The organism is Thauera propionica (assembly GCF_002245655.1).
GTDB classification, from domain to species: Bacteria; Pseudomonadota; Gammaproteobacteria; order Burkholderiales; family Rhodocyclaceae; genus Thauera; species Thauera propionica.
This window is the reverse complement of sequence record NZ_NOIH01000009.1, coordinates 83,161-97,481: the sequence shown is the minus strand read 5'-3', so window position 1 is coordinate 97,481 and position 14,321 is coordinate 83,161. Positions and strand designations below refer to the sequence as shown.

The window sequence follows — 14,321 nt, the reverse complement described above, 5'->3', positions numbered from 1 at the left end:
TTCCCATTTTCTTACACCCTCACCTGAGGAGTGCTATGGCACGCGAAACAGCCAAGGATTCGCCGCGCAAGGCCAGCCCGAAAGGCCGGACCTCCAAAGCGAAGGACAAGGCCGCACAGGTCGTCGAAAGCCCCGTCGCAGCACCGCTTGACGCAGAAGTGCGCCGCACGCGGCTGAAGACGCTGATCACGCTCGGCAAGGAGCGCGGCTATCTCACGTACGCCGAGATCAGCGACCACCTGCCCGACGATGTCGCCGACGCCGAACAGATCGAAGGCATCATCGCCACCTTCAACAACATGGGCATCCAGGTCTACGACGAGGCTCCCGCCGCCGAAGACCTGCTCATGTCGGACAGCGTCGCGACCAACGTCGATGAAGACGTCGCCGAAGAGGAAGCCGAACAGGCCCTGTCCTCGGTCGACTCCGAGTTCGGCCGCACCACCGACCCCGTGCGCATGTACATGCGCGAGATGGGCACGGTCGAGCTGCTGACCCGCGAAGGCGAGATCGAGATCGCCAAGCGCATCGAAGACGGCCTCAAGCACATGGTGCAGGCCATCTCCGCCTGCCCCACCACGATCGCCGAGATGCTCGCGATCGTCGACCGGATCGCCGCCGATGAAGCCAAGATCGACGAGCTGGTCGACGGCCTGATCGACCCCAACGCCAGCGAGGGAGCCGAAGCCGCTGCCGACAGCGACGTCGAGGACACCAGCGCCGCGGCCGACGAGGAAGCCGAAGAGGACGAGGCCGACGAAGACGAAGACGACGACGGCGCCAGCGCCGAGAGCGCCAACGCGGCCTCGCTGCTGCAGCTCAAGAACGACGCCCTCGCCCGCTTCGCCGCCATCCGCGAGCTCTACGCCAAGCAGATGGACGCCCTGCAGAAGCGCGGCTCGCAGGACACCCACTACCTGCTGCTGCAGCAGCAGATCTCGGACGAACTGCTGAACATCCGCTTCACCGCCAAGGCCATCGAGAAGCTGTGCGACTCGGTGCGCCACATGGTCGAGCAGGTACGCGGCCACGAGCGCCAGATCCTGCAACTGTGCGTCGATCGTGCCGGCATGCCGCGGACCCACTTCATCAAGGTCTTCCCGGGTCAGGAAGCCAACCTCGACTGGCTCAAGGACGAGATCGCCACCGGCAAGAACTACGCCGAAGGCCTGATGCGCATCCACCCGGCGGTGCTGGAAGAGCAGCAGAAGCTCATCGACCTGCAGGACAAGCTCGGCATTCCGCTGAAGGAACTGAAGGACATCAACCGTCAGATGTCTACCGGCGAAGCCAAGATGCGCCGCGCCAAGCGCGAGATGACCGAGGCCAACCTGCGCCTCGTGATCTCGATCGCCAAGAAGTACACCAACCGCGGCCTGCAGTTCCTCGACCTGATCCAGGAAGGCAACATCGGCCTGATGAAGGCGGTGGACAAGTTCGAATACCGCCGCGGCTACAAGTTCTCGACCTACGCCACGTGGTGGATCCGCCAGGCCATCACGCGCTCGATCGCCGACCAGGCGCGCACCATCCGCATCCCGGTGCACATGATCGAGACGATCAACAAGATGAACCGCATCAGCCGCCAGATCCTGCAGGAGACCGGCCAGGAGCCGGATCCCGCCACGCTGGCCGAGAAGATGGAGATGCCCGAGGAGAAGATCCGCAAGATCATGAAGATCTCCAAGGAGCCCATCTCCATGGAGACGCCGATTGGCGACGACGACGACTCGCATCTGGGCGACTTCATCGAGGACACCGCGACCCTCGCACCGGCCGAGGCGGCGATGTACTCCGGCCTGCGCGACGCCACCGGCGAAGTGCTCGACTCGCTCACCCCGCGCGAAGCGAAGGTGCTGCGCATGCGCTTCGGCATCGAGATGAACACGGACCACACGCTGGAAGAAGTCGGCAAGCAGTTCGACGTCACCCGCGAGCGCATCCGCCAGATCGAGGCCAAGGCCCTGCGCAAGCTGCGCCACCCGAGCCGCTCGGAGAAGCTCCGCAGCTTCCTGGATAGCGACCAGTAAAGCCTCACCGGGCCTCTAGCTCATGCCTGGTTAGAGCAGCGGACTCATAATCCGTTGGTGCTGGGTTCGACTCCCAGGGGGCCCACCAGCAACATCAAGCACTTACGCCAGTCCTTCGGGGCTGGCGTTTTGCTTTTCAGAGGCTGTGTAGCCAGGGTGTAGCCATTTTCAGCCGATCGGCTCGACCAACTCCGGACCCTGCGACCGGGGGCTTCCAACCGCTCGACTAACCTGATAGGCCTCCATCTCGTCGGATGGATACTCGCCGGCGAGCTCGCGCACCACGAGCCCATCGGTGACATCGTGATCCAGCCAGGCAGCGTAGTCCTCGGGACGAATGATGACCGGCATCCGATCGTGGATCGGTCGCACCAGATCGTTCGCCGCTGCTGTCAGAATCGCGAAGGTGAGAACCTGCCCCTCGGGGCCGTCCCAGTGCTCGACGAGACCGCCGAAGCCGAACAGAGCCTCACCGCCGACGGGCCGGATGAAGTACGGCTGCTTGTACCCAGCGACTGGCACCCACTCGTAGAACCCCGACGCCGGTACGAGCACGCGCGACCGCTTGAACGCGTGCCTGAACATCGGCTTCTCGCCCGCGGTCTCGACCTTCGCGTTTATGGGCTGGGCGAGCTTTCCAGGCTCCTTCACCCAGGACGGTAGCAAGCCCCAGCGTGCGGAGATCAGCTCGCGCTCTCCGTCGGCGCCGCAGCGCACGATCGGCGCGTCCTGCGACGGCGCGATGTTGTAGCGCTCCTCGAGGTCAGCAGACTCGACGCCGAACTGTTCCCGCAGGCGCGAATGAGGGCCATACAGAGCATAGCGACCGCACACAGATCTACTCCTCGCGGCCCCGAGCTCGCGCCTCTTCAGCACAACTTCTCCGAGCTGCCCGAATCAATGCACCGTAAGGGTTTTGATAGCCGGTCAGATTGAGGCGAGGCGAAAGTGCTCTGATGAGATAACCCTCGTAGCGACCAGGATGGTCTAGCGGAAGGATTGAAACGGAGAGGTTTTCGCGCATCCACTGCGTAAGGCGCTTTTCCCCCGCCTCGTCGAAACGATAGTGCGAGAAGTCGCGACGAGCCGCTCCTCGGCCGCGAGGGTAAACAACAAGCTGCCACTCGTCCTTGAAGAGCGCCCCAAGCGAGCGCCGCAGAGTCGAGGAACTCGTACCCGTGTCACTTAGATGCTGCTTCATCTCGCGAGCCGCCAGATTGCGCGCGAGCCCAACATAGAGCGGGCAAGCTTCTTGAAACTGAAGTGTGCCACCCCCCTTTGAGGCGCCCGCGAACCACCATGCGTACACCCCAGACACGTCGGGCAGACTGATCCCGGTCAGTGCACGTCTTGGTTGGGCCAGCAGCATGGTCGTCACTTCGATTGCGTCCATATCTCCCCGCCTCCCAGCAGTCACAGTCAAGCAAGGAACATCGCGCCGCGGGTAGCGTTAACCGGCCTGAGCAGCGATTCTTTGCCATATTCAAAGTACGCCCACACCCCCCACCCTCGTCAAGGCGACCGCCGGTTTCTCCTGCGGGCGGAATGCCCACCCGACCCCGCTAGAATATGACCGCTGGAATCAAAGGAATACCTGCCCAATGAAAATCAAGATCTACACCGGCGCCGAGGTCCGCGAACTCCGCCGCAAGCTGCACCTCAATCAGTCCGACTTCTGGACTCCCTTCCAGACCACTCAGAGCGGCGGCAGCCGGTACGAGTCTGGCCGCGAGATCCCCGACCCCGTCCAGGTGCTCCTGAACATCGCCTTCGGTACCGACGCCAAGGCCGCGGCGATCTTCGGCGAGCTGCGCACACTCGGGAACCCAAAGAAGAAGGCCAAGGCCGCCCAAGGCGAGGCCAAGTAGTGCCAGGAACCGCAGCGCTCATTGTCGGCCTCGTCGTCGCTATCGCCGACGGCGACACGCTGACCGTCCTAAACGAGGACTTTCAACAGGTGAAGGTGCGGCTCGCGGAGATCGACGCCCCGGAGAAGAAGCAGGCCTTCGGCACCCGCTCCAGGCAGTCGTTGGGCGAGTTGTGCCATGAGAAGCGTGCCGAGGTACGAGTGATCGACGTCGATCGCTACAAGCGCATCGTCGGCCGTGTGTCCTGCGATGGCGTGGATGCGAACGCCGCCCAGATACGCCGAGGCATGGCGTGGGTGTATGACCGCTACGCGAAGGACAGGACTCTGTACCGCCTGCAGGACGAGGCGCGCAGCAGCGGCCGCGGACTATGGGCGGATCGGAGCCCGACCGCTCCGTGGGACTGGCGCAAACGTTCCTGAGCGCCGGTACCGCCCAGCAATCAATGAGGGGCACGTTTGTTGCCCGAAACTGGTGATCCGCTCTAGCATGCGCAGATTCGATACCGATAAGAGGACGGCATGGAACTCGTAGAGAAGCTGAATAACCTTGCGTCGAAGATTCGCCAGCAGGGCGCCGCGATCCAGACCGAGGAAGCGACGAAGAACGCCTTCATCATGCCGTTCATTGCGACCGTGCTCGGGTACGACGTTTTCGACCCGACTGAGGTCATGCCGGAGTTCGTCTGCGACGTCGGCACCAAGAAGGGCGAGAAGATCGACTACGCGATCCTGAAGTCGAGCGAGGTCCAAATCCTCTTCGAGTGCAAGAAGCTCGGCGAGCCACTGAACGTTAATCACGCAGGCCAGCTCTTCCGTTACTTCCACGTCACGAGCGCCCGCATCGCCATCCTTACGAACGGGCAGGTCTACAAGTTCTTCACCGACCTCGACCAGCCGAACAAGATGGACGAGAAGCCGTTCCTCGAGCTGGACCTGCTCGATATAGACGAGCACGTCGTGCCCGAGCTGGCGAAGCTCACGAAGGTCGCGTTCGACGTCGAGTCGATCATCAGCGCCGCTGGTGAACTGAAGTTCATCGGCCAGATCAAGCGGCTCATCGCGAGCGAGTTCTCGACGCCGAGCGACGACTTCGTCCGGTTCATCGCAACCCACGTTTATGAGGGGACGATCACGCAGAAGGTGCGCGAGCAGTTCGCCGAACTCACCAAGAAGGCGACCGCGCAGTACCTGAGCGATCAAGTGAACGAGCGCCTGAAATCCGCGATCAGCGGCACCAAGCCGGTCACCGTGCCGGCCACCGACAGCCCCGCGGAAGCAGGTAACGAAGCGACCAAGGACGAGCCCGAGGACAAGGTCACCACCACCATCGAGGAGATGGAGGGCTTCCATATCGTGAAAGCGATCGTCAGGTCTGCAGTTGATGTGAAGCGAATCGTCATGCGGGACACCCAGAGCTACTGCGGTGTGATCCTCGATGACAACAACCGGAAGCCGATCTGCCGCCTGCACTTCAACCGCGGCCAGAAGTACCTCGGGACCTTCGACCAAGAGAAGAACGAGACTCGGAACCCGATCGAGTCAGTCGACGACATCTACAACTTCGCCGACCAGTTGCGGACGACAGTGGGCTACTACCTCTGAGAGAGCAGAAAGCCGAGCCTCGGCCACCAGCGCCGGGGTTGGCTCGACTGCGCACGCAGGGCGCTCGACGTTGCTGTAGCGTCACCTATAGACGGACCGATTGCACCATAGAGATGCCCGACCACCACCAGCCGGGGGCGATTTCTAGGAGGCCTACATCTACAACGGCAACGTACTGCGCAAGGGTTGGTACATCCACCGCAAGACCGGCGAACGCATCGAGACGGATTACTGACCCGACGAACGCGGGCCGTAGACGTGACGATGGGGACCGAAGTCCCCACCGGCTTTTCTTTGGTAACAAGGCTCAAGCAGCCTCGGCATAGGCCTTAAGCGGCCAGTGCGAAACGCTCATCGTTGGCGTTTGTGGTTTTGCGCGGATTACGTCCGTCGCCTCTCGGGTTGCCTGCTCACCTTTGCCCGCCCTGTCGAAACCAGTACACCCCCACCCAAACGCACTCCCGAATGCCCTTGGGTGGAGGTGAGGGGAATCGAACCCCTGTCCAGAACGCCTCCAGATTGCCGGGATTACAACCATGGGCGCCATGTTACGCACTGACGGCCCGGCATTCAATGCCTTGGGGCGCCGGGCCGGTCATTCAGTTGTAAGCAGGTCTGTCGCCCCGCCCCAGGCTTAGCTCTTGGGGACGCGGCCCATCAGGTAGAAGGGCTCGTTGGGCGGCGTGCCGGTGAGGTGCACGAGGCGGTTGCTCATCGCGAAGAAGGCGGCGATGGCGCCGATATCCCAGATGGCCTCGTCGTCGAAGCCGTGTTCGCGCAGCACGGCAAGGTCGGCGTCCTCGATCTCGCCGCCCCGCGTGGAGAGCTTGACGGCGAAGTCGAGCATGGCGCGCTGGCGCGGGGTGATCTCGGCCTTGCGATAGTTGGTGGCGAGCTGATCGGCGATGCGCGGGTTCTTGGCGCGGATGCGCAGCACCGCGCCGTGGGCGATGACGCAGTAGAGGCACTGACCGGCGGCGGAGGTGGCGACGACGATCATCTCGCGCTCGGCCTTGGTCAGGCCGACGTCCTTTTCCATCAGCGCGTCGTGGTAGTCGAAGAAGGCACGGAACTCCGCCGGCCGGTGAGCCAGCATCAGGAACACGTTGGGCACGAATCCCGCCTTTTCCTGCACGGCGAGGATGCGGTTGCGCACGTCCTCGGGCACGTCGGCTAGATCGGGGATGGCAAAGCGGCTGATACGGTCGGTCATGTGAAGCGTCTCCTCAGTGATGTCGATGCGCGGCGGCGGGCAGCGCGCCACCGCGGGATTGAAGTTCGTCAGCGATTCACGTCGACCACGACACGACCACGCACCTTGCCTTCGAGCAACGCAGCAGCGGTGTCGATGGCCTCGCCCAGCCCGATCTCACGGGTCATGAGTTCCAGCCTGGCGGGATCGAGGTCGCGCGCGAGGCGGCGCCAGGCTTCGATGCGTTCCTCGCGCGGCGCCATCACGCTGTCGATGCCCACCAGTGTCACGCCCCGCAGGATGAAGGGGGCGACCGTGGCCGGCAGCTCCATGCCCTGCGCGAGGCCGCAGGCCGCGACCGTGCCGCGATACCTGGTGCTTGCGCAGACGTTGGCGAGCGTGTGGCTGCCGACGGTGTCGACCGCCCCCGCCCAGCGTTCGCGCGCCAGCGGCTTGCCCGGCGCGGCAAACTGAGCGCGATCGACGATCTCCGCCGCCCCCAGCGCCTTGAGGTAATCCGCTTCGTCTGGGCGCCCAGTCGACGCCACGACCGTGTAGCCCAACCTGGCGAGCAAGGCTACTGCGACGCTGCCGACACCGCCGTTCGCGCCGGTTACCAGCACCTCGCCCTTGTCGGGCGTCACGCCGTGGCGCTCGAGCGCCATGACGCACAGCATCGCGGTGTAGCCTGCCGTGCCGATGGCCATCGCCTGGCGGGCCGTGAAGGCCGCCGGCAAGGGCACAAGCCATTCACCCTTGAGCCGCGCACGTTGCGCCAGGCCGCCCCAGTGGCCCTCGCCCACGCCCCAGCCGTTGAGCAGCACACGATCGCCCACCGCAATGCCCGGGTGACTGCTCGCCTCGACCGTGCCCGCAAGGTCGATGCCCGGCACCATCGGGAACTTGCGCACGACCGGCCCCCTGCCGGTGATCGCGAGACCATCCTTGTAGTTGAGCGTCGAATACTCGACCCTCACCGTGACGTCACCCTCGGGCAACGCCGCATCGTCCAGCTCGCACAGGCCGGCGCGGTAGCCGGCATCGTCCTTCTCGATCAAGACCGCCTTGAACATCGTGTCGTCCTCCATGGCCCCGACGGGCCGCATCTACGTATTGGTCCGAAGATGGTAACCGATGCGTGCGACACGCGACGGGACTGGGCCGAAGCCCCTGTCTCGGGTGATAATGTCGGACTGCCGAACTTACGGACTGGAAGTGATGAAGCGCGTTGACGATTTTCGCCTGAAACTCGGATCACACGAGTTGGTACCGATCATGGTCGGGGGGATGGGTGTCGATATCTCGACGTCCGACCTCGCCCTCGAAGCTGCTCGCCTGGGGGGCGTCGGGCATATTTCGGACGCAATGCTGCCGACCGTGTCGGACCGTCGCTACAACACCAAGTACGTCAAGAACAAGCTGCAGCAGTACAAGTTCAACGTCGCCAACGCCGACAAATCGGTCGTGCAGTTCGACCTGGGGCTGATCGCCGAAGCCACGGCCACCCATGTCAGCCGCACGATGGAGCGCAAGCGCGGCTCGGGCCAGGTGTTCATCAACTGCATGGAAAAGCTCACCATGAACGCCCCGAAGGAAACACTTCGAGTGCGCTTGAGGGCAGCCATGGACAACGGCATCGACGGCATCACGCTCGCCGCGGGCCTGCACCTGGGTTCATTCGCGCTCATCGAGGACCACCCGCGCTTCCGCGACGTACAGCTCGGCATCATCGTCAGCTCGCTGCGCGCACTGCAGCTCTTCCTGAAGAAGAGCGCCCGCACCGGCCGCCTGCCCGACTATGTCGTGGTCGAAGGCCCGCTTGCTGGTGGTCACCTGGGCTTTGGCCTGGACTGGGCACAGTACGACCTCGCCACCATCGTGGTCGAGATTCGTGACTGGCTGAAGGAACAGCAGTTCGACATTCCGCTGATCCCGGCCGGCGGCATCTTCACCGGCACCGACGCGGTCAACTTCCTCGAAATGGGCGCAGCGGCCGTGCAGGTGGCAACGCGCTTCACGGTAACCGAGGAATGCGGCCTGCCCGCCGATGTGCAACAGCATTACTTCAAGGCCAGCGAGGACGAGATCGAGGTGAATCAGATCTCGCCCACCGGTTATCCGATGCGGATGCTCAAGAGCAGCCCGGCGATCGGCAGCGGCATCCGCCCCAACTGCGAAGCCTACGGCTATCTGCTCGACGCCAGCGGCAACTGTCAGTACATCGAGGCCTACAACCGCGAGGTGGCGGCGCATCCGGACGCCAAGAAGATCAAGGTGTTCGACAAGACCTGCCTGTGCACCCACATGCGCAACTTCGATTGCTGGACCTGTGGGCACTACACTTACCGGCTCAAGGACACCACGGTACGCGAGGAGAATGGCGATTACCGCATCCTGTCGGCCGAACACGTCTTCCGCGACTACCAGTTCAGCACCGACAACAAGGTTGCCTTGCCGGCCTGAACGGTGCAACGCAAAAGGGCGGCCCCGCGGGGTCGCCCTTTTTTCGTCCCTTACGGCTGCGCGCCGTCAGAAGGTGTGGCGTTCGATCAGCTCGACCTTGTAGCCGTCCGGGTCCTCGACGAATGCGATCACCGTCGTGCCATGCTTCATCGGCCCCGCCTCGCGCACGACCTTGCCGCCCCGCGCGCGGATCTCGTCACAGGCCTTCTTCGCGTCCGGCACCTCGAGGGCGATGTGCCCATAGGCAGTGCCGAGTTCGTACTTGTCGACACCCCAGTTGTAGGTCAGCTCCAGTACGGCGCCATCTTTCTCGTCCTGATAGCCAACGAAGGCCAGCGTGAACTTGCCGTCCGGATAGTCGTGCCGGCGCAGCAGGCGCATGCCCAGCACCTCGGTGTAGAACGCGATCGAGCGGTCGAGATCGCCGACACGCAGCATGGTGTGAAGAATTCGCATGGTCAGTCTTCCTTTGTGTTCGATTCGCCACGTCCGGCGAATCCTCAGTCTTCCGAATCGATGAAACCGGCATCGGCCGCCTCGGCCGCACCGATCACCGGCAGGGTGAGTGCAGCCGCCCGCAACCGCGCCCGCGCCTCGCGCCAAGCCGGGTAAACCGACTCCACCACCGCCCAGAAGCGCGGCGAGTGATTCATCTCGCGCAGGTGCGCCACCTCGTGCGCCACCACGTAGTCGATCAGTTCCGGCACGAGGTGGATGAGCCGCCAGTGCAGGCGAATACCCGACAGGCTGCTGCAGCTTCCCCAGCGCGTGCGGGCACTCGACAGGCGGACTGGCGGCACCGGCAGACCCAGGCGATGACAGAACTCCTCCACCCGACCGCGATACCAGGCCAGCGCGCGCGCCTGCAGGGCCTTGCGCACCGCTAGCGTGGCATCGACTGCCGACGGCAGATGCAGTTCCTCGACCCCATCCGCCGCAAGCCGCCATTGAGCGCGGCGCGCATCGACGTGCCGCAGGCGCAAGGGCCGACCGAACAGCGGCAGCTCCACCCCGTCGGCCGGCACCAGCGTCGGCGCCTGCGGGCGATCTGCCGAACGCCGCAGGCGGTCGAGCAGCCAGGCACCATGGCCGCGCACGAAGCGTTCGACTTCCACCATTGGCGTGCGCAAAGGCACCGAAACGCGAGCCCCACGATGATCCACCTGCAACGCAAAGGAGCGCCGCGCCGAGCGCCGCAGCACCAGCTGAACCCATGTGCCTTCGATGTCGAGGTGATGAGGTTCCTCGCTCGCTGGCGTGCCGCCCCTGCGCGCGAGGTTCAAGCCTTTTCCTGCCACTCCAGGCCACGCGCATCCATGTCTGCCCGGATGCGCGCCATGGCCTCGGCCACGCGCGCCGCCTTGCCCTTCATACCCAACTCCAGCGATCGGCGCTGCCCTTCGGCAGCCAGCGTGGGCAGGCTGAACAGCGTGGCATCGGGGAAGTCCGCCGTGATCTGACGCATCAGGCCGATCAGCTGGCCTTCGTAGGCGTCCCACACGGTGATGGCCTGCTCGACGTAATCCTCCGCGTGGTGCAGGTGCGCGTATTTCGTGTCCAGCACCCATTCGACCATCGGCCAGGCCATGACCGGAAAGCCCGGCGTGAAGTAATGCTGACGAATGGAAAAGCCCGGGATGCGGTTGTAGCCATTCGGGATGATCTCGCTGCCGACCGGATAGACACCCATCTGCAGGCGCTCGGGGGTGATCTCGTCACCGAAGCGGGCCCTAATCTCGGCTTCTGCCTCGGGATGCAGGGCCAGCTCAAGACCAAGCGCCGCACCAGCCGCCTCGCGCGTCAGATCGTCCGGCGTGGCGCCGATGCCGCCAAAGCTGAACACCACGTCCCCGCTGGCGAAGGTCTGGCGCAGCGTCTCGGTCAGGCGTCCAAAATCGTCACCGCAATAACGCGCCCACGACAGCTTGAGTCCGCGCGCGCCGAGCAGCTCGATGAGCTTGGCGAGATGTTTGTCGCTTCTACGACCGGAAAGGATCTCGTCACCGATGATCAGGGCACCGAAGTTCATTGTGTAGTCTGCTGTGAGTCGCGAGGTTCGGCATCGAGCAGCGTCACGCCACGCACATGGCGGTCGTGGCGCAGGCGCTCGAGGAGGTAATGGACGAAGGCCAGACCCGCGTAGGCAGGCGCGATGAGGTTCACCACGGGCACGTAGGCAAGCAGCGCGCCGCCGCCGCCGAGCAGCAGCATCTGCGGGCGCCAGTCACGACGCAGACGGTCCAGCTCCTCAGGGTCGGCATGCAGCATCAGTGCGTCGTAGCCAAAGGCGCGCTGGTTCAGCCAGCCGGTCAGCACGACCGATGCAAGCAGGCCTACCCCGGGGATCAACCAGAAGGGCAGCGACAGGATCAGGAGAACGATGAAGAGCAGGCCGGCCACGACGGAGTTGACTGCGCTGCCCAGGTTCGACCCGCCGCGCCGCTGTTCCAGATCCGTATAGTCGCTGCGCCCTACCCGCTCGAGCATCAAGGGCAACGCAATCGCCGCGACGATGAGCGCAGCCGTGACATAGACAAGCGGCACGAAGGCGAGCGCCACGGCGATCTTGATCAACACCAGGGTAACGGCAGCAGCAGCGTCCGAGGCCGAAATCCAGCTACCGACGAAGCTCCACCCACCTACCCAGGCGAACACCCAGTCGGTGACCGGTACCCACGCCAGGATGGCGACGACAGTCCACACCAGCATCGACACCAGCCCTGGCCACACAAGGTGCCAGAAGATATCGCGCCGGAACAGGCTGCGCGTGGCGCGACCGAAAGCGACGAGGATGTCCTTCATCGAGCGTCGTTCCTCAGCGCGGCATCCCGGGCAGGCCGCCCGGCATCATGCCCTTCATCGCGCGCATCATCTTGTGCATGCCCCCCTTCGAGAACTGCTTCATGACCTTCTGTGTCTGCTCGAACTGGTTGAGCAGGCGATTGACCTCCTGCACCGTCACACCGGCGCCGGCGGCAATCCGCCGCTTGCGGCTGGCCTTCAGGAGTTCGGGCTTGGCGCGCTCGAGCGGCGTCATCGAGTTGATGATGCCCTCGATGCGGCCAATCGCCTTCTCCTCGGCACCGCCCTGCAGCTGGCCTGCGGCCTGCGCAAACTGCGCCGGCAGCTTGTCCATCATCGACGCCAGCCCGCCCATCTTGCGCATCTGGGCGATCTGCTCCTTGAAGTCGTTCAGGTCGAAACCCTTGCCGCTCTTGAGCTTCTGCGCGAAGACCCGCGCCTTCTCCTCATCGACGCCACGACGTGCCTCTTCCACCAGGCCGAGGATGTCGCCCATGCCCAGGATGCGGCTGGCCATGCGGTCAGGGTGGAAGGGCTCGAGCCCGGAGAGTTTCTCGCCGACGCCGGCGAACTTCAGCGGCTTGCCGGTGACGTGGCGTACCGACAGTGCGGCACCGCCGCGCGAGTCGCCGTCGAGCTTGGTCAGCACCACGCCCGTCAGGGGCAGCGCCTCGTTGAAGGCGCGCGCGGTATTCACCGCATCCTGCCCCAGCATCGCATCGACCACGAACAGAGTCTCGACCGGCTGCACGGCGGCATGCAGGTCCCGGATCTCGGCCATCATGGCTTCATCGATGGCCAGACGCCCCGCGGTATCGACCAGCAGCACGTCGATGTGGTGCTTGCGTGCATAGTCGAGCGCAGCCAGCGCGATATCCACCGGCTTCTGCTGCGTGGCGGAGGGGAAGAACCCCACGCCCGCCTGCGCAGCGACGGTCTTCAGCTGCTCGATCGCCGCCGGACGATACACGTCGGTCGACACCACCAGCACCTTCTTCTTCTGCTGCTCGTGCAGCAGCTTGGCAAGCTTGCCGGTCGTGGTGGTCTTGCCCGCCCCCTGCAGGCCAGCCATCAGCACGACCGCCGGCGGCTGAGTGGCAAGGTTCAGCCCCTCATGGACCGTTCCCATCAGGTTGCGCAGCTCGTCGTGCACCACACCGACCAGGGCCTGACCCGGGGTCAGCGAGCCGATGACCTCCTGGCCGACAGCCTTCTCCTTGACCTTGGCAATGAAATCCTTCACCACCGGCAGGGCAACGTCAGCCTCCAGCAGCGCCATGCGCACCTCGCGCATCGCCTCCTGGATGTTGTCTTCCGTCAGGCGCGCCTGACCACGCAGGGTCTTGACGACCTTTGACAGGCGCTGGGTGAGATTGTCGAGCATGTGAGAGAGTGCCTTCGTCGGGGGGTGACTTGGAGTAAACTTCTGTTCCGTATGCGTACAATTCTACTTCATCTGGTTCCCGCCTCGCTTTACGCCGCACTCGGCGTGGCTTTCTGGCGCAGTTGCATTGCGCGCCCAGCTGGCGCAGCAAAGGGGATTTGCATGCCGACGCGGGAGCGCCTGCTCCTGCTCGTTGCGATGCTCGCGCACGGCGTCGCGCTGCATGCGTCCATCTTCCCCGCCGACCAGATGCGCTTCGGTTTCGGCGTCGCCATCTCGCTGATGGTCTGGCTGGCAATCTGCTTCTACTGGGTCGAGACCCTCTATACCCGCCTCGAGGGGTTGCACGCAGTCGTGATGCCGGCCGGCGCACTCGCCAGCCTCCTGCCCCTGTTCTTCCCGGGCGAACACGTGCTCGCCAACGCAACCTCGCCCGCATTCCGGGCCCACTTCGTGATTGCGATGCTGGCCTACAGCCTGTTCACCCTCGCGGCGCTGCATGCAATGCTGATGTCCGTCGCAGGCCGCCAGTTGCACAATGCACGTTTCAGCCGACTGCTGGCAGGCCTGCCGCCGCTGCTTACGATGGAGGCGCTCCTGTTCCGCCTCATCGGCATTGCCTTCATCCTGCTGACGCTGACCCTGATCAGCGGCGTGATGTTCTCCGAGACCCTCTTCGGCCAGGCTTTCCGCCTCGAGCACAAGACGCTCTTCGCGCTTGTTTCCTGGTTGCTGTTCGGCGCCCTCTTGGTCGGGCGCCACCTGTGGGGCTGGCGAGGCCGTGTCGCCCTGCGCTGGACGCTTGCGGGCTTCATCGCCCTCATGCTGGCCTACGTCGGGAGCCGTTTCGTCATCGAGGTCGTCTTGCAGCGCGCCGGTTGATGCCGAAGAGGTAATAGTCCACACCGCCGGTGTCATAAACAGCGCCGTCGGCCGGCAGGGTCTTTACAAGGTTTTACGCGGCGTGCAACATCGCCG

The 14,321-nt window shown here is 64.3% G+C and carries 15 protein-coding genes, 1 tRNA gene and 1 other RNA gene; 7 read left to right on the top strand and 10 right to left on the bottom strand.

The genetic code is table 11. The features are described from left to right. The first annotated feature begins 35 nt into the window (after positions 1-35). Positions 36-2,030 carry an RNA polymerase sigma factor RpoD gene (gene rpoD / locus CGK74_RS09570; protein WP_094268259.1) on the top strand — a complete coding sequence of 665 codons (1,995 nt, stop codon included), beginning with the start codon at positions 36-38 and terminating at the stop codon, positions 2,028-2,030. Between the two features lie 9 nt (positions 2,031-2,039). Continuing rightward, a tRNA-Ile gene (locus CGK74_RS09565) sits at positions 2,040-2,118 on the top strand. Positions 2,119-2,198: 80 nt separating this feature from the next. Here CGK74_RS09565 and CGK74_RS09560 read toward each other — a convergent pair. Next, complete coding sequence (locus CGK74_RS09560) at positions 2,199-2,864, bottom strand: SOS response-associated peptidase (protein WP_094268296.1); 666 nt, start codon at positions 2,862-2,864, stop codon at positions 2,199-2,201. Between the two features lie 4 nt (positions 2,865-2,868). Continuing rightward, positions 2,869-3,423 carry a GIY-YIG nuclease family protein gene (locus tag CGK74_RS18770; protein ID WP_133091821.1) on the bottom strand — a complete coding sequence of 185 codons (555 nt, stop codon included), beginning with the start codon at positions 3,421-3,423 and terminating at the stop codon, positions 2,869-2,871. Positions 3,424-3,631: 208 nt separating this feature from the next. Here CGK74_RS18770 and CGK74_RS09555 point away from each other — a divergent pair, with 208 nt between their 5' ends. From CGK74_RS09555 to CGK74_RS09545, 3 genes are all read left to right on the top strand, one after another. Next, complete coding sequence (locus CGK74_RS09555) at positions 3,632-3,898, top strand: helix-turn-helix domain-containing protein (protein ID WP_094268258.1); 267 nt, start codon at positions 3,632-3,634, stop codon at positions 3,896-3,898. Further along, positions 3,898-4,320 (top strand): thermonuclease family protein, encoded by a 423-nt coding sequence (locus tag CGK74_RS09550; RefSeq protein ID WP_094268257.1) that lies wholly within the window; start codon positions 3,898-3,900, stop codon positions 4,318-4,320. Before CGK74_RS09555 ends, CGK74_RS09550 begins: the two co-directional genes overlap by 1 nt. Before the next feature lie 99 nt (positions 4,321-4,419). Further along, positions 4,420-5,502 (top strand): type I restriction endonuclease, encoded by a 1,083-nt coding sequence (locus CGK74_RS09545; protein WP_094268256.1) that lies wholly within the window; start codon positions 4,420-4,422, stop codon positions 5,500-5,502. A gap of 259 nt (positions 5,503-5,761) precedes the next feature. On the opposite strand, the gene ssrA is transcribed toward CGK74_RS09545, so the two are convergent. The 3 genes from ssrA to acuI form a co-directional block, all read right to left on the bottom strand. Continuing rightward, positions 5,762-6,089, bottom strand: a transfer-messenger RNA (tmRNA) gene (gene ssrA / locus CGK74_RS09540). A gap of 47 nt (positions 6,090-6,136) precedes the next feature. Beyond that, entirely contained in the window at positions 6,137-6,715 is a 579-nt protein-coding gene (locus CGK74_RS09535; protein ID WP_094268295.1) for a peroxidase-related enzyme, read from the bottom strand. Between the two features lie 68 nt (positions 6,716-6,783). Further along, positions 6,784-7,767, bottom strand: a complete 984-nt coding sequence (acuI, locus tag CGK74_RS09530) for an acrylyl-CoA reductase (NADPH) (protein WP_094268294.1) — start codon at positions 7,765-7,767, stop codon at positions 6,784-6,786. A gap of 145 nt (positions 7,768-7,912) precedes the next feature. Here acuI and CGK74_RS09525 point away from each other — a divergent pair, with 145 nt between their 5' ends. Continuing rightward, the gene (locus CGK74_RS09525) at positions 7,913-9,157 is read left to right on the top strand and encodes a nitronate monooxygenase (RefSeq protein WP_094268255.1); all 1,245 of its coding nucleotides are present in this window, start codon (positions 7,913-7,915) and stop codon (positions 9,155-9,157) included. Between the two features lie 66 nt (positions 9,158-9,223). On the opposite strand, the gene gloA is transcribed toward CGK74_RS09525, so the two are convergent. Genes gloA through ffh form a run of 5 tightly spaced genes read right to left on the bottom strand, consistent with a single transcriptional unit; the run spans position 9,224 to position 13,343 of the window. Then, positions 9,224-9,613 carry a lactoylglutathione lyase gene (gloA, locus tag CGK74_RS09520; protein WP_094268254.1) on the bottom strand — a complete coding sequence of 130 codons (390 nt, stop codon included), beginning with the start codon at positions 9,611-9,613 and terminating at the stop codon, positions 9,224-9,226. Positions 9,614-9,657: 44 nt separating this feature from the next. Beyond that, positions 9,658-10,440: a M48 family metallopeptidase gene (locus CGK74_RS09515; protein WP_094268253.1), complete on the bottom strand. Its 783-nt coding sequence runs from the start codon at positions 10,438-10,440 to the stop codon at positions 9,658-9,660. Then, the gene (locus CGK74_RS09510) at positions 10,437-11,186 is read right to left on the bottom strand and encodes a competence/damage-inducible protein A (RefSeq protein WP_094268252.1); all 750 of its coding nucleotides are present in this window, start codon (positions 11,184-11,186) and stop codon (positions 10,437-10,439) included. Before CGK74_RS09510 ends, CGK74_RS09515 begins: the two co-directional genes overlap by 4 nt. Then, the gene (locus CGK74_RS09505; protein ID WP_094268251.1) at positions 11,183-11,959 is read right to left on the bottom strand and encodes an EI24 domain-containing protein; all 777 of its coding nucleotides are present in this window, start codon (positions 11,957-11,959) and stop codon (positions 11,183-11,185) included. The genes CGK74_RS09510 and CGK74_RS09505 overlap by 4 nt, the downstream gene beginning before the upstream one ends. A 13-nt stretch (positions 11,960-11,972) precedes the next feature. Beyond that, the gene (gene ffh, locus CGK74_RS09500) at positions 11,973-13,343 is read right to left on the bottom strand and encodes a signal recognition particle protein (RefSeq protein WP_094268250.1); all 1,371 of its coding nucleotides are present in this window, start codon (positions 13,341-13,343) and stop codon (positions 11,973-11,975) included. A 51-nt stretch (positions 13,344-13,394) separates the two neighbouring features. On the opposite strand from ffh, the gene CGK74_RS09495 reads away from it, so the two are divergent. Continuing rightward, complete coding sequence (locus tag CGK74_RS09495) at positions 13,395-14,225, top strand: cytochrome C assembly family protein (protein ID WP_094268249.1); 831 nt, start codon at positions 13,395-13,397, stop codon at positions 14,223-14,225. The last annotated feature ends 96 nt before the right edge of the window (positions 14,226-14,321 follow it).